This window comes from Streptomyces cinerochromogenes (assembly GCF_014648635.1).
Classification (GTDB): domain Bacteria; phylum Actinomycetota; class Actinomycetes; order Streptomycetales; family Streptomycetaceae; genus Streptomyces; species Streptomyces cinerochromogenes.
In genome coordinates, this window is sequence record NZ_BMRM01000007.1 from 324,876 (window position 1) to 344,711 (window position 19,836).

Here is a 19,836-nt window from a genome sequence, read left to right on the forward strand (position 1 = left end):
TCGTCATGAAGGCGGTGCGGTACGGCTCCTTGCGTGGGTGCGTTTCACTGCCCTCTGCCCGACGGACTGCAGCGCCCCCTCCAGCGCGAACGTGGCCGCGCCGAGGGACACCGGATCGGTGGGGATCGGGGAGAGGACGATCTCGGTGGCGGCCAGCGGCCGGCGCAGGGCGTGCCGGGCGACCGCCTGACGGACCTCTTCGAGCAGCGGCTCGCCGAGCCGGGCGGCCACCCAGCTGCTGAGCACGACCACTTCGGGATTGAGGAGGTTGACCAGGTCGGCGATGCCGGCGCCGAGGTAGCGGGCGGTGTCCCGGACGACCTTGAGCGCCACCGGGTCGCTCTCGGCGACCGCGGCGGCCAGCGCGTCGATGGTGGCGGTCTGGTCCTCCGGGTGCAACAGGACCGAGCGCGGGCTGAGTTCGCGCAGGTTCTGCATGATGCCGGGGGCGCCGACGTACGTCTCCACACAGCCGTGGTTACCGCAGTGGCACAGCCGGCCGTCCAGGACGAGCGTGGTGTGCCCCCACTCGCCGGCGCTGTTGCTCACGCCCCGGTGCAGCCCGCCGCCGAGGGCCAGGCCGGCACCGACGCCGGTGCCGAGGTTGACCACCACGGCGTCCCCGCGGCCCCGCGCCGCCCCGAACCACAGCTCGGCCACGGCGCAGGCGCGCAGCGGGTTGTCCAGGTGGAGGGGGTAGGCGATGTGCTCGGCGAGCAGGTCGAGCAGCGGCACGTCGTGCCAGTCCCAGTTGGGCGCGTACTCGGCGATCCCGGTGTCCCGGTCCACCTGGCCCGGCACGCTCACGCCGACGCCGAGCACCCGGGCCGCCTCGACGCCGGCCTGGGCGACCACCGAGCCGACCGCGGCGGCGACGTGCCCGACCACCTGCTCGGGCCGGCTCTCCCCGGGCCGCATGTCCTCGTCGGCCCGGGCCAGCACGTTCAGCGCGAGGTCGAACAGCTCGACGTGGACGTACGTCTCGGCGATGTCCACGCCGATCAGCGCGCCCCCCGACGCGTTGACCGCGACCAGCCCCCGGGGGCGGCCCCCGGCCGAGTCCTCGAAACCGACCTCGGTGATCATCCGGAGGTCCAGCAGCTCGCCGACGAGCGTGGCCACCGTGGCGAGGCTCAGCCCGGTGGCCGCGGCCAGCTCCTGCCGGGAGGTGGGAGACTCGGCGATGATCTGGCGCAGCACCTCGTAGCGGTTCGCGGTGCGGATGTCACGTGACGTGCGCTTCACGCGGCTGCCCCTCCCGTCCCGTCCGGACCCGTCCAGGCCGGGGCGGCTTCGGCACCGGCGCGGGCGTCAGGCTATGGGCAGGGAGGGACTTTCGACAAGGGGTTAGGAAAGGGGCTGGAGGAAGTCGGCCGGAGGCCCCGGTGGCTACCGGTGGCCGGGGTGCCCGAGGAGGTCCCGCACGAAGGCGTTGGCGAACGTGCCGGACGGGTCCACGTGACGGACCAGGGACGCGAAGTCGTCGAACCGCGCGTACCGCCCGCGGAGCACGGTCGGGGGGATCTCGAAGACCTTCCCCCAGTGCGGGCGCGGGTCGAACGGCGCCAGCACCTCCTCCAGCCGGCGCACCACCGGGAGCACGGCCGCCTCGTCCCGCACCCAGGTGAAGTGCAGCGCGACCGAGTCCCGTCCGTGGGCCGGGCTCAGCCACTGCGTGTCGGCGGCGACCGTCCGCACCTCGCAGGTCTGCAGCACCCCGGCGACCGTCTCCCGGATGCCGTCGACCGCGTGCAGCGCGTCGAGGGCCGCCGACCGCGGCAGCAGGTACTCCGACTGGATCTCCTCCCCGCTGCTCGGCGTGAACTCCGCCCGGAAGTGCGGCAGCCGCTCGTGCCACGGCCCCGGCACACCGAGCTGCTCGGTGCAGTTGCGCGCGGGCATGCCCGGTACCGGGTGCAGCGGGCCGGGCGCGGGCGCCGCCCACGGGAAGTCCACCGCGGGCCGGTCCGTGCGCCGCTTGACCCACACCTGCCGGAAGCCCGGCCGCCGCCAGTCCGTGAACAGGCTCACGCTGTACCCGGCGGCCGCCACGGCCTCGAAGTCCAGGCCCTCCAGCGGTAGTTCGGTGTACACCCGCTGCTCCACCTCGTACGCCGGCTCCAGGTCGAGCGTGAGGGCGGTGACGACGCCGAGGGCGCCGAGGGAGGTCACGAAGCCGTCGAACCGCGGGTCGTCCCGGCCGATCGTCCCCGGATCGCCGGCCGCGACGACCATCTCCAGCTCCCGGACCGCCGAGGCCAGCGGGCCGTTGCGCACGCCCGAGCCGTGCGTGCCCGTCGCCACCGAACCGGCCACCGAGATGTGCGGCAATGAGGCCATGTTGGGCAGGGCGAGCCCGTGCGCGTGGACCGCCCGGGCCAGTTCGGCGTAGCGGACCCCGCCCGCCACCCGGACCGTACGCGCCGCCGTGTCCACGTCGACGGTCCGGGGCAGGGCGGCGGTGGAGATCAGGACGCCGTCCGGGCCCGGGTCCGCGATCCGGTTGAAGGAGTGCCCGCTGCCGAGCACCCGCACCCGCATGCTGTCCCGTACCAGCGCCGCCAGCTCCTCCGGCGTACGCGGACGGTGGAACTCCCGCGCCGCGTACGTGACGGTGCGCGCCCAGTTGGTGGGCGCGCCCGCGCCGTCCCGGGTCCCCATGTCCGCTGTCTCGGTCATCCGTGCGTCCCTCCAGGAGAGTTGCGTGTCCCCTGACCCTCTCATCCGGCGCGAGCCGCCGTGGAAACGGCCCCGGACGACGGATCAACGGATATCGTTGCCTCAACTGCGTCAGGCCCTGGAATTCGCAAAAAATCTGGCCGGTACCTGTCTCTTTCGATAGCGTCGCGCGCATGACCTCCAACCCCCTCCCCACCCGCCTCCCCGAGACCGACCGCACCCGTCACCGCCGCCTGCGCGAGCAGGGCAGCCTGGAGCGGGCCGATCTCGACGCGATCCTGGACGCCGGTTTCGTCTGCCACCTGGGTGTGGTGGTCGACGGACGGCCCCTGGTCGTGCCGACGGTGTACGGGCGGGACGAGCGGCAGTTGTACCTCCACGGGTCCGTGGCCAGCCGCAGCCTCGCCGGCGGCCTCCCGGTCTGTGTGACCGTCACGCACGTCGACGGGCTGGTGCTCGCCCGGTCCGTGTTCGAGCACGGGGTCAACTACCGGAGCGCCGTGATCCACGGCGACGCGCGCAAGGTCACCGACCCCGACGAGAAGCTGGAGGGGCTGCGCCGGCTCACCGAGCACGCGACCCCCGGACAGTGGTCGTACGCCCGCCGCCCGAACCGCAGGGAACTCGCCGCCACCACCCTCCTCGCCCTCTCCCTGGAGGAGGCCTCCGTCAAGATCCGCACCGGCGCCCCCGACGACGGCGACGGCCCCGACGCGGCCCTCGGTCTGTGGGCGGGCGTTCTCCCGCTGACCCGATCCTGGGGCGCTCCCGTACCCGACCCGGCCCTGCCGCCCGGGACCGCCGTACCCGAACACATCGCGCGCCGGGCGGGGACCCGGCGGGGATGAGCCCGTGACGGGGGCATACGGTGAGATGCGTACGCCTGAACCGGGAGGAGACAGACGGATGGGCAGTCGTACCGCGCTGGTCGAGGATCTGATGGAGCGGTTCCCGCACGTGCCGCGGGAGGCCGTCTTCAAGGAGGACCTGCTCCGGGGCGGTGTCGCCTTCGACCGGTCCGCCCTCAGCGACAACGAGGGCGGGGACGTCAAGCCGAAGTCGTACTTCATCTTCTCCTTCGACCACGGCACCCTGCCCGAACTGGGCGAGGCCGCGCTGCGCCGGCCCCCGGAGGAGATCATCCTGACCGGCGGCCCGTACGACCTGAGGCGTACGGTCGTCTCCGTGCGGGTGAACCCCGCCTCGCCCTACCGGGTCGCCGCCGACGAGGAGGGACTGCTCGGGCTCTACCTCGACGGCAGGCGCATCGCCGACGTCGGCGTGCCGCCGATGCCCGAGTACTACCGGCACACCCTGTCCAACGGGAAGTCCGTGATGGAGGTCGCGCCGACCATCCAGTGGGGCTACCTGATCTACCTCACCGTCTTCCGGGTCTGCCAGTACTTCGGCGCCAAGGAGGAGTGCCAGTACTGCGACATCAACCACAACTGGCGCCAGCACAAGGCGGCCGGCCGGCCGTACACCGGCGTCAAGGACGTGGAGGAGGTCCTGGAGGCGCTGGAGATCATCGACCGCTACGACACCCAGAAGGCCTCCACCGCCTACACCCTCACCGGCGGCGCGATCACGTCGAAGGTGGCGGGCCGGGACGAGGCCGACTTCTACGGCCACTACGCCAAGGCCATCGAGGAGCGCTTCCCGGGCCGCTGGATCGGCAAGGTCGTCGCGCAGGCGCTGCCCAAGGCGGACGTGCAGCGGTTCAAGGACTACGGCGTGCAGATCTACCACCCCAACTTCGAGGTGTGGGACCGCCGGCTGTTCGAGCTGTACTGCCCCGGCAAGGAGCGGTACGTCGGCCGGGACGAGTGGCACCGCCGCATCCTGGACTCCGCCGAGGTGTTCGGCGCGCGCAACGTGATCCCGAACTTCGTGGCCGGCGTGGAGATGGCCGAGCCGTTCGGCTTCACCACCGTCGACGAGGCCATCGACTCCACCACCGAGGGCCTGCGCTTCTTCATGTCGCACGGGATCACGCCCCGCTTCACGACCTGGTGCCCGGAGCCCACCACCCCGCTCGGCAAGGCCAACCCGCAGGGCGCCCCGCTGGAGTACCACATCCGGCTGCTGCAGGCCTACCGGCAGACCATGGACGACTTCGGCCTGTCCTCCCCGCCCGGCTACGGCCCGCCCGGCCCCGGCCGCGCGGTGTTCTCCGTCAGCTCCTTCATGGACAGCCTGCCCGCGGACGACGCCGTACCCGCGTGAGCGAAACCGCGTCCGCGTCCGTACCAGTGGCCGGAGCTGCGGGGCCGTAGCGACGCGCACACCAGCCACCACCCTCGGTAGCCGGATGTGAACAGGCCGCTTGTCAGTTGTGTCGAGAACGTGAAAGGCTCTGTGCGCTGCCGCGAGGTTCCCCTTAACTCCCCTTTTCCCTTTGGTGAGTTGACCTCGCTCGTGGATGCAGGAGTCCCATGCCCGACCTGCCGACCCCCCAGGACGACACCGAGGCCGCGCTGTTCTCGGAGTGCTGGGACGCGGTGCTCTCGTACGCGGACCTGTGCACCTCCGGGTCCCTGACGGCCCAGCAACTGGCGACCGAGGCGTTCACGCTCGGCATGCGCGAGGTCCGTGCCGCCGCGCACACCCACGTGCGCGGCGCCGGCCGGCGTACCGCACGGCTGCCGACGATCCCGGCGCTGCTCACCGCCGTACGCACCACCGCCGCCGCCTGGGAGGCCGACGGACAGGGCCACCGGCTCGACCCCGACCTGCGGCTGTGGCTCAACTCCGAGGCCGCCGCGCGGTATTCGGGACCACCGCTCGGGCGCCCCGTCGCGCTGCGCGGACTGCGGGACATGCAGGAGGCGGACGCCGCGCTGCTCTGGCTGGCCGAGGTCGAGGCGCTCCCGCTGCCCACCGTGGCCCGCCGGCTCGGCCTGGAACCGGCCACCGTCGCCGACGAGCTCGACCAGGTCCGCACCCTGTTCCGGGACCGCTGCCACCGTGCCCACCTCGACTCCCCGATGGACGCGCAGTGCCGCAGCTACGCCCGTCTGCTGGACGCGGTCACCCGCTCGGCCGTCGCCGACACCCCGAACGACCTCTCCCGGCACCTCGCCACCTGCGTGCGGTGCGCCGAGGCCGCCGCCTGCCTGCGCCTGCACGGCGGCGGACTGCCCGCCGCGCTGGCCGGCGGAGTGATCGGCTGGGGCGGCCTCGCCTACCTGGAGCGGCGCCGCCGCGCCACCGAGGTCCGCCTCGGCGCGGGCCGCCCGGGCACCGCCGAGCCCGCCGGCCCCGACGAGGGCACGGGCCGCAGCCGGGTGCTGCGCGGCGGGCTCATCGCCGCCGCGGTCCTGCTGTCGGCACTGGCGCTCGGCGTGTCGATGATGCCGTTCGGCGACTCCGGCGACGGCACCGCCGCCGCCCAGGACGACCGGCAGCCGGTCGCCGACCCGGACCTGTCCAGCACGGCGCCCCGCCCCACCCGCTCGTCCGCCGCCCCCCGTTCCCCGAGCCCCACGCCGGACACCCCCCGCCGGAAGAAGCCCGACCCCGAACCCCAGGGGACCTCCTCCGCCACGCACCGCTCCGCCCCCGCCGCCACACCCGCCGGCACACCCGCCGCCACCCCGTCGCCCGGCTGCCGGGTCGCCTACGAACTGGACAGCCAGTGGCCCGACGGCTTCCAGGCCACCGTCTCCGTCACCACCGACAGGGCCCTCAGCGGCTGGCAGCTGTCCTGGACCTTCCGCGACGGCCAGCAGGTCGGCCAGATGTGGGACGCCACCGTCCGGCAGAACGGCTCCCGCGTCACCGCCACCGCCGCCGACTACAACAGGACGGTCGCCGCGCACGGCACCCTGTCCTTCGGCTTCCTCGGCACCTGGGCGGACACCAACCGCACCCCGCGTGCCTTCGCACTCAACGGGGAGCCCTGCACGGTCGGCTGAGAGCCCGCCGGAAAAACCCTTTGACGCACGAGCCCCTCGGCGGGCTACAGTTGCCGGGCATGCCGAGGTGGTGTGCGCACACGCGAGCGAGGACGAGGAGGTGTCGACCGATGGCAGTCACTGTGCCGGGCGCTGCCCGCATCCAGGAACTCCTCAAGTCCACCTCCGTGGCCACCGGCTGAACCGACCGCGCGCACCGAACGCGCCGGCGCACCCCACGCGCCCGACCGGGGCCACCCTTGTGAAGGGTCTCCCTTGACTTCCACCTCTGCTGTGTTCTCCGCACTGGCTCCCTACGGCTGGGACGAGGCCTGGGCCGACGCGTTCGCCCCGTACGCCGCCGACGGACTGCTGCCCGGCCGGGTCGTCCGGGTCGACCGCGGCCAGTGCGACATCGTCACCGCGGACGGAACCGTCCGCGCCGACACCGAGTTCGTCGTGCCCCGCGATCCGATGAAGGTCGTGTGCACGGGGGACTGGGTCGCCGTCGACCCCGACGGCGACCCGCGGTACGTCCGCGCCTACCTGCCGCGCCGCACCGCCTTCGTCCGCTCCACCTCCTCCAAGCGGTCCGAGGGGCAGATCCTCGCCGCCAACGTCGACCACGCCGTGGTCGCCGTGTCCCTCGCCCTGGAACTCGACCTCGGCCGCGTCGAACGCTTCCTCGCCCTCGCCTGGGAGTCCGGCGCCCAGCCCGTCGTCGCCCTCACCAAGGCCGACCTCGTGCCGGACCCGGTCACCCTCGCCCACCTCGTGCAGGACGTGGAGACCAGCGCGCCCGGCGTGCCCGTGCTCGCCGTCAGCGCCCTGCACGGCGACGGGCTCGACACGCTCGTGGCACTCGCCGGCTCCGGTACGAGCGTGCTGCTCGGCCAGTCCGGCGCGGGCAAGTCCACCCTCGCCAACGCGCTCGTCGGCGCCGACGTCATGGACGTGCGGGCGGCCCGCGACGTCGACGGCAAGGGGCGGCACACCACGACCACCCGCAACCTGCTCGCCCTGCCCTCCGGCGGGGTCCTCATCGACACTCCCGGGCTGCGGGGCGTCGGCCTCTTCGACGCGGAGACCGGTGTCGGGCAGGTGTTCTCCGAGATCGAGGAACTCGCCGGGGGCTGCCGGTTCCACGACTGCGCCCACGAGACCGAGCCGGGCTGCGCGGTGCGCTTTGCCGTGGAGAACGGGGAGCTGCCCGAGCGGCGGCTGGAGAGCTACCGCAAGCTCATGCGGGAGAACCAGTGGATCGTCGCCAAGACCGACGCGCGGGTCCGTGCGGAGCTTCGGCGGGACTGGAAGCGGAAGGGAGCCGAAGGGAGGGCGGCGATGCGGGCCAAGCGGGGGCCGTGGACGTAGGGGCCGGTACCGCCGCGGGCGTCCGGGGGCCGTCGCCCCCGGGCCCCCGCTCCGGCCCCGCGGGCCTCGTCCCCGCACCACCGGACGGACCGGCTGGCCCGCCCGGCACCGGCCGGCTCCGCCCGATCGGCCCCCGTCAGCTGCGTTCGCTCGGCATCCGCCGGTACCGTCCGCCCGGCGCCCGTCAGTTGCGTCGCCCGGCACCCGCCGGCTGCGTTCGACCGGCATCGGTCAGTTGCGTCCGCCCGGCACCCGTCGGCTCCGCTCGCCCGGCACCGCCGGCTGCGTCCGCCCGGCGCCCGTCAGTTGCGTCGCCCGGCACCTGCCGGCTGCGTTCGACCGGCATCGGTCAGTTGCGTCCGCCCGGCACCCGTCGGCTCCGCTCGCCCGGCACCGCCGGCTGCGTCCGCCCGGCACCCGTCACCTCCGCGTCCGATTTCCGCTGGCCCGTCCCTCCTCCCCGGCCCACACTGGAACGCGTGAAGGACGAGGACAGCAGGTACGAGGCGGTGCGGAGCCGGGACGGCCGGTTCGACGGAGTGTTCTTCTTCGCCGTCCGGACCACCGGCATCTACTGCCGCCCCAGCTGCCCGGCCGTGACACCGAAACGGCACAACGTGCGCTTCTTCGCGACGGCCGCCGCCGCGCAGGGCTCCGGCTTCCGGGCCTGCCGGCGGTGCCGGCCGGACGCCGTGCCGGGCTCCGCGGAGTGGAACGTCCGCGCGGACGTCGTCGGCCGGGCCATGCGGCTCATCGCCGACGGCGTCGTGGACCGCGAGGGCGTCGCCGGGCTCGCCACGCGGCTCGGCTACAGCGCCCGGCAGGTCCAGCGGCAGCTCACCGCGGAACTCGGCGCCGGGCCCGTGGCCCTCGCCCGGACCCAGCGCGCCCACACCGCCCGCGTCCTGCTGCAGACCACCGAACTGCCGGTCACCGAGATCGCGTTCGCCGCCGGGTTCGCCAGCGTGCGGCAGTTCAACGACACCATCAAGGAGGTGTACGCCGCGACACCGACCGAGCTGCGGGCCGCCGCCCCCAAAGGCCGCTCCGCCCGCCGGGCCGCACCCGGCACCGGCATCCCGCTCCGGCTCGCCCACCGCGGCCCCTACCAGGCCGCCGCCGTCTTCGACCAGCTCGCGCGGGAGGCCGTACCCGGCGTCGAGGAGGTGACCGGCGCCCCGGGCGCCCGCACCTACCGGCGAACCCTGCGCCTGCCGTACGGCACCGCCCTCGCCGCCGTCCAGGAACGCACCCGCGCCCCCCGGACCGGCACCGGCACCCACCCGGGCGGCTGGCTCGACGCCCGGCTGCACCTCACCGACCCCCGGGACCTCACCACCGCCGTGCAGCGGCTGCGCCGGCTGTTCGACCTGGACGCCGACCCGTACGCGGTCGACGAGCGGCTCGGCGCCGACCCCCGGCTCGCCCCGCTGGTCGCGGCCCGGCCCGGCCTGCGCTCGCCCGGCGCCGTGGACCCGCTGGAACCCGCCGTCCGCGCCCTGGCCGGCAGCCACGGCGCCGAGGAGCTGGTGCGCCGGTACGGCAAGCTGCTCGACGCGCCCCACGGCGGCCTCACCCACCTCTTCCCGGAGCCCGCGGTCCTCGCCGAGGCCGAGCCCCACGGCCCGCTGGGGGCGCTCGCCGCCGCCCTCGCCGACGGCACCGTACGGCTGGACCCGGGCGCGGACCGGCACGACGCCGAGGAGGCCCTGCTCGCCCTGCCCGGCATGGACCCGGCCACCGTCGCCGCCCTCCGCGTCCGCGCCCTCGGCGACCCCGACGTCGCCCCGCCCGGCACCTGCCTCCCCGACGACTGGCGGCCCTGGCGGTCGTACGCCGTCCAGCACCTGCGCGTGGCGGGAGAGCCTGTCCGCTGACCGTCCGCCCCCGTTCCGGGCCGTGCGGGCCGCCGCGTTGGTCGTACGCCGTTCAGCACGTGCGCGTGGCGGGAGAGCCGGTCCGCTGACCGTCCGCCCCTTCTTCGGCTCGCCGCGCGGTCGTTCGTGGCGTTGCGCCGAGCGGGTGGATCGGCACCGATGTTCCGGCGACAGGGCCCGGCCGTGTGGCACGGTCGCCTCCGAGGGCCACGGGGAAGTCCCCGGCGGGCCTCGGGGAAGGGCGGGCAGACATGGCCAGGTTCGTTCGGGTCCTCGCGGTCCTCCTCCCGGCACTGCTGCCGGGACTCACGGCACCGGCCGTCGCCGAGCCGGCCCCACCGCCGTGGACCGGCAGTTGGGAGACCGCGCCCTCCGGCACCGCCGCCGCCCTGCCGGGCGCCGCCGTCCGCAACGTCGTCCACCTCAGCGCCGGCGGCACCGCCGTCCGCGTCCGGCTCAGCAACCGGCTCGGCACCGGGCCGCTGCACCTCGGCGCGGTCACCGTCGCCCTGCGCCGCGCCGCCGGCCCCGACGCCGTACCCGGCAGCCTGCGCACCGCCACCTTCCAGGGCGCCCCGGAGACGACCGTCCCGCCGGGCGCGGACGCGGAGACCGATCCGGTGCCGCTGTCCGCCCCGGCCGGTGCCGACCTGCTCGTCACCGTGTACACGCCGGACGACTCCGGGCCCGCCACCTACCACCGCACCGCCCTCCAGACCAGCTACCTGGCCCGGCCCGGCGCCGACCGGGCCGCCGACGAGACCGGCACCGCGTACACGGAGACCACCAGCCGCTGGTACTACGTCACCGGGGTCGACGTCCGCGGGCCCGCCGCCGGCAGCGTCGTCGCGTTCGGGGACTCGCTCACCGACGGCAACGGCTCCACCCCCGACACCAACAGCCGCTGGCCCGACCGGCTCGCCCAGCGGCTGTCCGGCCGGCGGATCGGCGTCCTCAACGCGGGCATCGCCGGCAACCGGCTGCTGCGCGACGGCACCGGACCGAGCGCCCTCGCCCGCCTGGACGCCGACGCCCTGGACCGGGCCGGGGTCCGGTCCCTGGTCGTCCTGGAGGGCATCAACGACATCAAGGGCGTCCCGGCGGCGGACGACCCCGCCGCCTTCGCGGCCGCCTACCGCACCCTGGTGGCCCGGGCCCACGCCCGCGGCATCCGGGTCGTCGGCGTCACCCTCACCCCGTACCGCGGTTACCCCGCCTGGACCGACGCCGGTGAGGAGGTACGGCAGCGGGTGAACGCCTTCATCCGCACCGGGGGCGCCTTCGACGCGGTCGCCGACGCCGACGCCGTCCTGCGCGACCCGGCCGACCCCGGGCGCATCCTGCCCGCCTACGACCCCGGCGACCACCTGCACTTCAACGACGCCGGCATGGCCGCCGTGGCCGACACGGTCCACCGCGCCCTGACCGCGAACAGCTCCGCCGGCGCCCTGGCTCCGACCGCCCGCACCACCAGCCGCGGCGCACCCTGACGCCTCCCCGTGCCTGCCCGGCTCAGCGGGGGTCCTCCCGGCTCACCCAGCCCAGCTCGCGGGCGTGCCAGCCCAGTTGGAGCCGGGTCGTCACCCGGGCCAGTTCCATCAGCCGCCGCACCCGGCGCTGCACCGTCCGCAGGCCCAGGTCGAGCTGTTCGGTCCTCCCGTGGGGGGTGGGGCCGCCCGGCGACCACCGGCCTTTTCTCGTACGGGAGTTCGCCCACTCACTCGACACGCCCTTCGGCGCGGCCGATGTGCCGGATTTTCCCGATGCCCCGTTTTCACACGGCCCGTGCGGTGGACAATCAGAGGCATGAACCAGCAGGGGGGAAGACCCGCCCGTCGCGAGGACGACTGGTGGGGGCAGTTGTACGACGACTCCACCCAGGACACGGGTCCCACGACAGCGCCCGATTCCCTGGACGACCGGTTCGCCTCGGCGCGGAACACGGTGGTCGGCCCACCCACGGACACCCTGGAACCGGCCCCGGCGGAACGGTCCCCGGCGGAACCGGCCCCACCCGAGCCGTCCCCGCCTGAGCCGTCCCGGTCCGCGCCGCAGGCATCACCCGCACCGGAGCCCGCGAGAGCCGGGGTGCCCCCGCAGCGCACCGCGCCCGACCCGCCGCCGTCCCCGCCGTCCCCCGGCCCCTTGGCCGGCTCCGCCGACCACACCGACCACGCCGGCGCCGTCGACTACGTAGGCTCCGGCCCTCCCACCTACGACCCCGAGCCCACCGCGCTGCCGCCCGCCGACCCGGACGGGCTCGGTGAACTGGTCGCGGACACCGTGCTGGACGGCGCCCGGTACGGGACCAGCACGCTGCGGGCCGTCTCGCTGCGCGGGGACTCGGCCCGCTACCGGGGCGAGCCGCGCCGGGACGCGCTGCTCACCGCGCGCTTCGGGGCGGGGGAGCAGGCGCTGGTCCTGGTCGCGATGGCGACCGGCGCGCGGGCCACGCCCGGCGCGCACCTGGCGGCGGCCGAGGCGTGCCGGTGGATCGGGCGGGCCGTGGGCCGCAGCCACCAGCGGCTCGTGGAGGACCTCCGCGCGGCCCGGCGCGGCGATCTGAAGTCCGGCCTGCACCGGCTCACCGACCGCGCGCTCGGCAAGCTCCGCGCGAGCGCCGCCGAACAGGGCCTGGACCCGGAGGAGTACACGACGAGCCTGCGCTGCCTGCTGCTGCCGGCCGGCCAGGACTGCCGTACCCGCGTGTTCTTCGGCGTCGGCGACGGCGGGCTGTTCCGGCTGCGGGACGGTGCCTGGCAGGACATCGAGCCGAGCGTGCCGTCCGACGGCGGTACCGGCGCCCCCGTCGTCGGCTTCGGCTCGCCCCCCGAGCGGACCCCCGAACCGCCCTCCGAGCGGACCCCCGAGGGCGACCGGCTGACGACGGACCTCGGCATCCCGGCCCCGCCGAGCCCGTTCGAGCCCGTCGGACCGGCCCCGGAGCCGCCCCACGAGCCGTTCCGGTTCCGGGCCTCGGTAGCCCGCCCGGGTGACACCCTGGTGATGTGCACGGCGGGCCTGGCCGAGCCGCTGCGCGGGGAGCCCGCCCTCTGCGCCTACCTGGCCCGACGTTGGTCCTGCCGTACCCCGCCGGGTCTCGCCGCCTTCCTCGCCGACGCCCAGGTACGGGTGAAGGGCTACGCCGACGACCGTACGGCGGCGGCCGTGTGGGAGGCGTGATGGCCGTCCCTGTGACTGTATGGGGGGTATGGCCAGACAGAACGTAGCCGAGCAGTTCGTCGACATCCTCGTCCGCGCCGGGGTGCGCCGCCTCTACGGTGTCGTCGGCGACAGCCTCAACCCGGTCGTGGACGCCGTGCGCCGCAACGCCGCCATCGACTGGATCCACGTACGCCACGAGGAGTCCGCCGCCTTCGCGGCCGGCGCCGAGGCCCAGGTCACCGGACGGCTGACCGCCTGCGCCGGCTCCTGCGGCCCGGGCAACCTGCACCTGATCAACGGCCTGTACGACGCCCACCGCTCGATGGCCCCGGTGCTCGCGCTCGCCTCGCACATCCCGTCGAGCGAGATCGGCCTCGGCTACTTCCAGGAGACCCACCCGGACCGGCTGTTCCAGGAGTGCAGTCACTACAGCGAGCTGATCTCCAGCCCGAAGCAGATGCCCCGGCTGCTGCAGACCGCCATCCAGCACGCGGTCGGGCGGAGCGGGGTGAGCGTGGTGTCGCTGCCCGGGGACATCGCCGACGAACCGGCCCCGGAGAAGGCCGCGCAGAGCGCGCTGGTCACCTCCCGGCCCACCGTTCGGCCCAGTGACGCCGAGATCGACCGGCTCGTGGAGATGATCGACGCAGCCGGCAAGGTCACCCTCTTCTGCGGCAGCGGCACGGCCGGCGCCCACGCCGAGGTCATGGAGTTCGCCGGGCGGATCAAGTCACCGGTCGGGCACGCCCTGCGCGGCAAGGAACACATCCAGTACGACAACCCGTACGACGTCGGCATGAGCGGACTGCTCGGCTACGGCGCCGCCTACGAGGCCACCCACGAGTGCGATCTGCTGCTCCTGCTCGGCACCGACTTCCCCTACAACGCCTTCCTGCCCGACGACGTGCGGATCGCACAGGTCGACGTGCGGCCCGAGGTGCTCGGCCGCCGCTCCCGGCTCGACCTCGCCGTGTGGGGCGACGTGCGCGAGACCCTGCGGTGCCTGATCCCGCGGGTGAAGGAGAAGACGAACCGACGGTTCCTCGACCGGATGCTGAGGAAACACGCGGACGCGCTGGAGGGCGTGGTCAAGGCGTACACCCGGAAGGTCGACAAGCACATCCCGATCCACCCCGAGTACGTGGCCGCCGTACTGGACGAGGTCGCCGACGACGACGCCGTGTTCACCGTCGACACCGGGATGTGCAACGTGTGGGCCGCCCGGTACATCTCGCCCAACGGCCGCCGCCGGATCATCGGTTCGTTCTCGCACGGGTCGATGGCGAACGCGCTGCCGATGGCGATCGGCGCGCAGTTCACCGACCGGCGCCGGCAGGTTGTCTCCATGAGCGGGGACGGCGGACTCTCCATGCTGCTGGGCGAGTTCCTCACCCTGGTGCAGTACGACCTGCCGGTCAAGGTGGTGCTGTTCAACAACTCCTCCCTCGGCATGGTCGAGTTGGAGATGCTCGTCGCCGGCCTGCCCTCGTACGGCACCACCAACACCAACCCCGACTTCGCCGCCGTCGCCCGCGCCTGCGGGGCCCACGGGGTGCGGGTGGAGAAGCCCAGGCAACTCGCCGGGGCGCTCAAGGACGCCTTCCGGCACAAGGGGCCGGCCCTGGTGGACATCGTCACCGACCCCAACGCGCTGTCCATCCCGCCGAGGATCAGCGCCGAGATGGTCACCGGGTTCGCGCTGTCCGCCTCCAAGATCGTGCTGGACGGCGGGGTGGGGCGGATGCTCCAGATGGCCCGCTCCAACCTGCGCAACGTCCCGCGGCCGTAGGGGAATGATTTCGGCCAGTTTCACGTGGCGTGACGATGTGACGGCAGCCGGTGCCGGAGGCGGCCGGACCGGTGTCCCGGGGCGTCGGTGGCGTACAGCGGCGTCCGTGGTGCCCGGGGCAGGGGCCAGGAGCGGCCGGGCGGCCGGCCGGGACGGTGTGCGGATATGGCCGAACCGCCGGTGATCGGGCATACGTCAGGACTGCCCCGGAGTCTGCTGGGCAAGCATCCCCCCGTGAACGTGTTCGACCAGGAGGGGCAGGGACCGGCGGCGTGCGGGCGGGGGTCATGAAGAGGCAGGCACGAGGAGGCGGTCCCATGGCGGTAGGGGCCTTCTCGGCGACAGCGGGGGAAGAGACCGACACCATCACCGATCACGCGCGGCGCCTGAGGCGCAGGCTCGGCCGGGCCGACCTCAGGGCGGTCCCGGAGACGCGCCGGGCGCTGCGCGAACTGCTGCGGCACTGGGGCAAACCCGGCCGCTCCGAGATCGCCGAACTGCTCACCAGCGAACTCGTCACCAACGCCCTCGTCCACACCGACGACGACGCCGTCCTCACGGCGGTCGTGGAGGACGGCGGACTGCGCGTGGAGGTACGGGACTTCGTGGCCCGCAGACCCGAGCTGCGCGCCCAGGACACGGACGACGACACCCACGGCCGCGGCCTGGTGCTGGTGCAGTCCCTCGCCGACGCCTGGGGCGTACGGTCGCACGGGGTGGGCAAGTCGGTGTGGTTCGAACTCGGCGCCGAGGCGGCGTGAGGCGCGGCCCCGACGGAGGGCACGGGACCGATGGGCGGGCACGCGGCCCACGGACGGGCACGCCGCCGACGGACGGACGGACGGACGGGCGCGGCGTCGGCGAGAGCGCGGTGGCAACGGGACGGGGGCGTGACCGCGCGGGTCACGCCCCCGTCCCGGTACCGCGGTCCCGCCGCGGTTCGGGCGGTCAGCCGAACTGCTGCTCCAGGTCCTTGAGCTTGCGCTCCAGGGAGTCCAGGCGCGGCAGGGCCATGGTGTCGTCCTCGGCGGTGAGGTCGACGGTCACCGGTTCAGCCGCGCTGCGGACCGGCTGAAGGGAGGGCCGAGCGCGGACGGGCAGCTGCTCCGCGCTCGATATGGCAGGCTCCGCGGTCGCCGGCGCCGGCCCACGCTCGACCTGCACCTCGACCTCCCGGCCGGCCCCCCGGCCGACGAAGCCGCGGTGGCCCCGGCTGATCGCCTTGAGCTGGGCACGCTCCACCCGCTGCTGGTCCCGCCGGCGCTGCCGGGCCTCCTCCTTCTGCCGCTTGTCGTCGCGGACCTCCTCGACCGCCTCGTCGAGGCTGCGCACGCCCTCCAGGAGCATCAGCGACCAGGCCCTGTAGGTCTCACGGGGCGCCCGCACCCAGCGCACGATGCGGATCTGCGGCAGCGGACGCGGCACCAGTCCCTGCTCGCGCAGCGCCGCCCGGCGGGTCTGCTTCAGCGCCCGGTCGAACAGCACCGCCGCCGACAGCGACATGCCGGAGAAGAACTGCGGGGCGCCGGCGTGACCCGCGCCCCGCGGCGCGTGCACCCAGTTGAACCAGGCCGCGGCGGCCGCGAACAGCCAGACCAGTATCCGCGAGCCGAGGGCCGCGTCACCGTGGCTCGCCTCGCGCACCGCGAGGACGGAGCAGAACATCGCCGCGCCGTCCAGGCCGAACGGCACCAGGTACTGCCAGCCGTCGGTCAGCCCGAGATTCTGTTCGCCGAAGCCGACGAGGCCGTGGAAGGACAGGGCTGCCGCGACCGCCGCACAGCAGAACAGGAGCACGTAGGAGGCCGTGCCGTAGATGGCCTCCTTGCGCCTGCGGCGCTCCTCGCTGCGCTCCCACGAGTCGTCCGCACTCGCGGTCTCCCCGGAGGAGCGCTTGCCGCGCGCGAGCACCGCCACCGCCGCCAGCATCCCCAGGAGCAGTACGGCGCCCGGAAGCAGCCAGTTCAGCGATATGTCGGTCAGTCTCATCAGGGGTCCCTTGCATTGGGATAGGGCGTAACGCCCGCCATAGTGGCCCACTCCTGAGGGCCCTCAGGCGGTTTCGGGGCAAGAGGCCGCCATAAAGGTGCAAGGGGATGCCCGGGACGGCGTTCTGCTCGAACTGCCGCATGACCGGCAGGAGTTGAGTTCGAATAAGACTACCCGGACGGATGGTTCCGTGGGAACTTCGTGCGGCACGAGGGGGTCGTGTGAAATCAAGCGGCGGCGGTGGCCGTGAGGCGGGCGACCCGGTCGCCGTCGCAGGTGCGCGGGCAGGTGGCGCAGGTGTCCTCCGGGCGGACGGTGTAGAACATGCAGCAGCTCGCCCGGTCCCGGGTGGCGAGCGGGGTGCCGTCCGGCCCGGTCAGGGTGCGGAACCCGGCGGCGCCGGCGTACGGCCGGGTGGCCCCGGGCAGCAGCAGCTCCAGCTCCCGCACGGCCCGCTCCGCCTCCCGCTCGCCGAACAGCCCGGCCACGTACCACAGCCCCTCCACGACCTCGTCGGTCGCCATGCCCCACAGCGCGCGCCCGCGCCGCCGCATCCGCGGCCCGAACGCGGCGAGCACCGGCTCCAGGTGCTCGGCCACGGCCGCCCGCACCTCGGCCCGCAGGGCCTCCTCGTCCGGTACGACCACGCTGCCGGGCAGCGCGGCGGCGGGGTCGCCCGGCAGGCAGGCGAGGGAGACGGGGCGGCGTACGGCCATCCGGCCGGCCGTGCGGTCGTAGCGGACGTGGGTCACGGGCAGCCGGGGGACCCGGCGGTGCAGGAACCACGGGATGGTGAACAGCAGGCAGGCCGGCCAGGCGTAGCGGTGCAGGCCGAAGCTCGCGACGACGTCCGGGCGGGCGGGCCGGCCGTGGTCCCGCACCACCTGGGCCGCGTCCCAGGCCAGGAAGGCGTCCAGCTCCGCGCCGCCCGCGGCGAGCCCGTCGGCGCCCACCCAGCCCGCTCCGGCGGGCATCGGCTCGTCCGGGCCCCGCTCGGTCACGGTCAGGCCCGGGAAGGCCGCGGTGAGGCGGTCGTACGCGGCGGTGAGCGGCGAGGCCGCAGCGGGCATGGCGGGACCACCGGTCCTTGGACGCGTCCGTGAACACGGACTGGGCTGCACAGGTAAGGCTTACCTTACCCAAGGTCGTCGGAGTTTGAACTGCCGCCCGGTGCGCCTAAGGTGCTTGACGGACAAGCGACAACCCGTCGTTAATGACCCCAAGTGCCGACAAGCCGCCAGGAGGACCCGTGAAGCAGGGCGCGCAGGGCTCCCCGGGCACTCCGGCGGCAGCCCCGGTGCCGGCGCAGCAGCGGCCCGCGGACGGCGAGGAGTGCGGCCGGGAGCGGGACGCCGCGGTGCCGGGCGCGGCACGCGGCGAGCACACCCACGGCGAGCGGTCGGTCCCCGAGCAGCGGGCCGCGGTGCAGCGCTCCTCGGTGCGCGGGCAGATCCTCGACGCGCTGCGCACGGCGCTCGTCACCGGCGAGCTGAAGCCCGGGGAGGTCTACTCGGCGCCGGTGCTCGGCGAGCGCTTCGGCGTCTCGGCCACGCCCGTGCGGGAGGCCATGCAGCAGCTCGCCCAGGAGGGCGCCGTCGAGGTCGTCCCCAACCGGGGCTTCCGGGTCGTCGAGCGCGGGGCGCGGGAGCGGGCCGAGCTGGCCGAGGTGCGCGCGCTCATCGAGGTGCCGGTGATGCTGCGGCTCGCCCGCACGGTGCCGGCCGAGCGGTGGGCCGGGCTGCGGCCGCTCGCGGAGGAGACGGTCCGCGCGGCCGCCTCCGGCTGCCCGGCGACGTACGCCGAGTCCGACCGTGCCTTCCACCGCGCACTGCTCGCCCTCGCCGGCAACGAGCAGCTGGTCCGCATCGCCGAGGACCTGCACCGGCGGTCCCAGTGGCCGCCGGTACGGCGTGACCGGGCCGAGCTGGTCGCCGACGCGACGGAACACCTGGCTCTGCTGGACGCGTTGGCGGCGGGGGACGTGGACGTGGTGCGCGGGCTTGCGGGGGAGCACTTCGCGGGCACGAGCTGAGCCGTCACGGGGCGACGCCGTCGGGGGCGGGGGCCGCCTGCCGGGTGCGGACCCCTCGCGGCCGGCCGCGCAGTTCCCCGCGCCCCTGGGGGCTCGCGGCTGAAGCGCCCCCGAAGGGGCGCGGGGAACTGCGCGAGCGACCCCCGCGGACCCGCACCCGGCGACGAACCCGGCGGCCCGTTCCCGAATCCGGCGGCCCGTGCCCTACGGCGCCGAACCCGGCGGCCCGCCCCCTAAGCCCCCACCGCCCCCTACGCCGTCGCCGCCCCCGGCGCGGGCGGCGGTGCCAGCTGCCTCGCCAGCCACGTGGGCACCCCGCCCAGCAACCGGAAGAGGCGGCGGGCCTCCTCGCGCAGGCGGGACGCCTCCGGCTCCTCCTCCGTGTCGGCCAGCGACGCCAGCGCCGGTGCCGTGCCGACCAGGTAGCCCAGCTCCTCCCGGATCCGCAGGGACTCGGCGAAGCCCCGCCGCGCCTCGGTCAACTCGCCGTCGCGCAGGGCGAGTCCCGCCAGGTGCCGCCAGGTGAAGGACAGCAGCAGATCGTCGCCGTGCGCGGCGGCGCCCGCGTGGGCACGGCGGAACGCGGCGCGGGCCGCCTGCGGGGCGCCGGCCAGGTTCTGGGCCACCAGCCCGCGCCGGAAGTCCAGCAGGGCCCGCCCCGCCACCCCCGGAGGGATCAGCGCCGCCGCCCGGCCCAGCGCGGCCCGCGCCTCGTCGGCCCGGTCGCGCACCCCGAGCAGCGTGGACGCGTACGCCAGGTAGCCCCGCTCGCACGCGGCGGCTCCCCGCTCCTCGTCGCCGTGGGCCAGCGCCTCCGCCGTCCGCAGCGCGTCCTCCGCCTCCTCCCAGCCCCGCTCGGTGTACAGACACCGTTCGGTCAGCAGGGCGGCCCGCTGCAACGCCGGGCCGGGCCGGTCGGCGGGCAGCAGGGCCGCCGCGTCGGCCCAGCAGGCCCGGCTGCGCAACCGCCATACCGCGGTCTGGAGCGGATCGTCACCGGTGGTTCCGTTACCAGACATGGCGGTATGCGCCACGTTG

Annotated in this window: 15 protein-coding genes and 1 pseudogene; 10 read left to right on the forward strand and 6 right to left on the reverse strand. The window is 74.7% G+C overall.

From position 1 onward, the window contains the following. Positions 1 to 3: 3 nt before the first annotated feature. Together IEZ20_RS16425 and IEZ20_RS16430 are read right to left on the reverse strand one after the other, a co-directional pair. Positions 4 to 1,245, reverse strand: coding sequence for an ROK family transcriptional regulator (locus IEZ20_RS16425; RefSeq protein WP_189299051.1), 1,242 nt, complete (start codon positions 1,243 to 1,245; stop codon positions 4 to 6). Positions 1,246 to 1,389: 144 nt separating this feature from the next. After that, on the reverse strand, positions 1,390 to 2,679 hold the full coding sequence (locus IEZ20_RS16430) for an FAD-binding protein (RefSeq protein ID WP_308434669.1): 1,290 nt from the start codon (positions 2,677 to 2,679) through the stop codon (positions 1,390 to 1,392). Between the two features lie 173 nt (positions 2,680 to 2,852). Here IEZ20_RS16430 and IEZ20_RS16435 point away from each other — a divergent pair, with 173 nt between their 5' ends. From IEZ20_RS16435 to IEZ20_RS16460, 6 genes are all read left to right on the forward strand, one after another. Continuing rightward, positions 2,853 to 3,527 (forward strand): pyridoxamine 5'-phosphate oxidase family protein, encoded by a 675-nt coding sequence (locus IEZ20_RS16435; protein ID WP_189299053.1) that lies wholly within the window; start codon positions 2,853 to 2,855, stop codon positions 3,525 to 3,527. Positions 3,528 to 3,585: 58 nt separating this feature from the next. Continuing rightward, a complete protein-coding gene (locus IEZ20_RS16440; protein ID WP_189299055.1) occupies positions 3,586 to 4,905 on the forward strand; it encodes a radical SAM protein in 1,320 nt (439 codons plus the stop codon). Between the two features lie 209 nt (positions 4,906 to 5,114). Continuing rightward, entirely contained in the window at positions 5,115 to 6,596 is a 1,482-nt protein-coding gene (locus IEZ20_RS16445) for a cellulose-binding domain-containing protein (protein ID WP_189299057.1), read from the forward strand. A 255-nt stretch (positions 6,597 to 6,851) separates the two neighbouring features. Next, positions 6,852 to 7,946 carry a ribosome small subunit-dependent GTPase A gene (gene rsgA / locus IEZ20_RS16450; RefSeq protein ID WP_189299059.1) on the forward strand — a complete coding sequence of 365 codons (1,095 nt, stop codon included), beginning with the start codon at positions 6,852 to 6,854 and terminating at the stop codon, positions 7,944 to 7,946. A gap of 479 nt (positions 7,947 to 8,425) precedes the next feature. Next, entirely contained in the window at positions 8,426 to 9,823 is a 1,398-nt protein-coding gene (locus IEZ20_RS16455) for a DNA-3-methyladenine glycosylase 2 family protein (protein ID WP_189299061.1), read from the forward strand. Positions 9,824 to 10,074: 251 nt separating this feature from the next. After that, on the forward strand, positions 10,075 to 11,313 hold the full coding sequence (locus tag IEZ20_RS16460) for an SGNH/GDSL hydrolase family protein (RefSeq protein ID WP_189299063.1): 1,239 nt from the start codon (positions 10,075 to 10,077) through the stop codon (positions 11,311 to 11,313). Between the two features lie 22 nt (positions 11,314 to 11,335). On the opposite strand, the pseudogene IEZ20_RS16465 reads toward IEZ20_RS16460, so the two are convergent. Next, positions 11,336 to 11,473 (reverse strand): annotated as a pseudogene (locus tag IEZ20_RS16465) (helix-turn-helix transcriptional regulator); the annotation flags it as partial. Positions 11,474 to 11,629: 156 nt separating this feature from the next. Between IEZ20_RS16465 and IEZ20_RS16470 the strand changes: the two are divergent. The 3 genes from IEZ20_RS16470 to IEZ20_RS16480 all read left to right on the forward strand — a co-directional run bounded on the left by IEZ20_RS16470 (position 11,630) and on the right by IEZ20_RS16480 (position 15,538). Continuing rightward, entirely contained in the window at positions 11,630 to 13,006 is a 1,377-nt protein-coding gene (locus IEZ20_RS16470; RefSeq protein WP_189299065.1) for a protein phosphatase 2C domain-containing protein, read from the forward strand. Between the two features lie 28 nt (positions 13,007 to 13,034). Beyond that, the gene (locus tag IEZ20_RS16475; protein WP_189299067.1) at positions 13,035 to 14,777 is read left to right on the forward strand and encodes a pyruvate dehydrogenase; all 1,743 of its coding nucleotides are present in this window, start codon (positions 13,035 to 13,037) and stop codon (positions 14,775 to 14,777) included. Positions 14,778 to 15,094: 317 nt separating this feature from the next. Further along, positions 15,095 to 15,538 (forward strand): ATP-binding protein, encoded by a 444-nt coding sequence (locus IEZ20_RS16480; RefSeq protein ID WP_189299069.1) that lies wholly within the window; start codon positions 15,095 to 15,097, stop codon positions 15,536 to 15,538. 187 nt (positions 15,539 to 15,725) lie between these two features. Here IEZ20_RS16480 and IEZ20_RS16485 read toward each other — a convergent pair whose 3' ends face one another. Beyond that, positions 15,726 to 16,766 carry a DUF2637 domain-containing protein gene (locus tag IEZ20_RS16485; RefSeq protein ID WP_189299071.1) on the reverse strand — a complete coding sequence of 347 codons (1,041 nt, stop codon included), beginning with the start codon at positions 16,764 to 16,766 and terminating at the stop codon, positions 15,726 to 15,728. Between the two features lie 227 nt (positions 16,767 to 16,993). Then, positions 16,994 to 17,836, reverse strand: coding sequence for a (2Fe-2S)-binding protein (locus tag IEZ20_RS16490; RefSeq protein ID WP_189299073.1), 843 nt, complete (start codon positions 17,834 to 17,836; stop codon positions 16,994 to 16,996). Between the two features lie 179 nt (positions 17,837 to 18,015). Between IEZ20_RS16490 and IEZ20_RS16495 the strand changes: the two genes are divergently transcribed. Beyond that, positions 18,016 to 18,798, forward strand: a complete 783-nt coding sequence (locus IEZ20_RS16495) for a GntR family transcriptional regulator (protein WP_229896097.1) — start codon at positions 18,016 to 18,018, stop codon at positions 18,796 to 18,798. A gap of 251 nt (positions 18,799 to 19,049) precedes the next feature. Here the strand turns inward: IEZ20_RS16495 and IEZ20_RS16500 are convergent, their stop codons facing one another. Continuing rightward, a complete protein-coding gene (locus IEZ20_RS16500; protein WP_189299077.1) occupies positions 19,050 to 19,817 on the reverse strand; it encodes a hypothetical protein in 768 nt (255 codons plus the stop codon). Positions 19,818 to 19,836 lie beyond the last annotated feature (19 nt).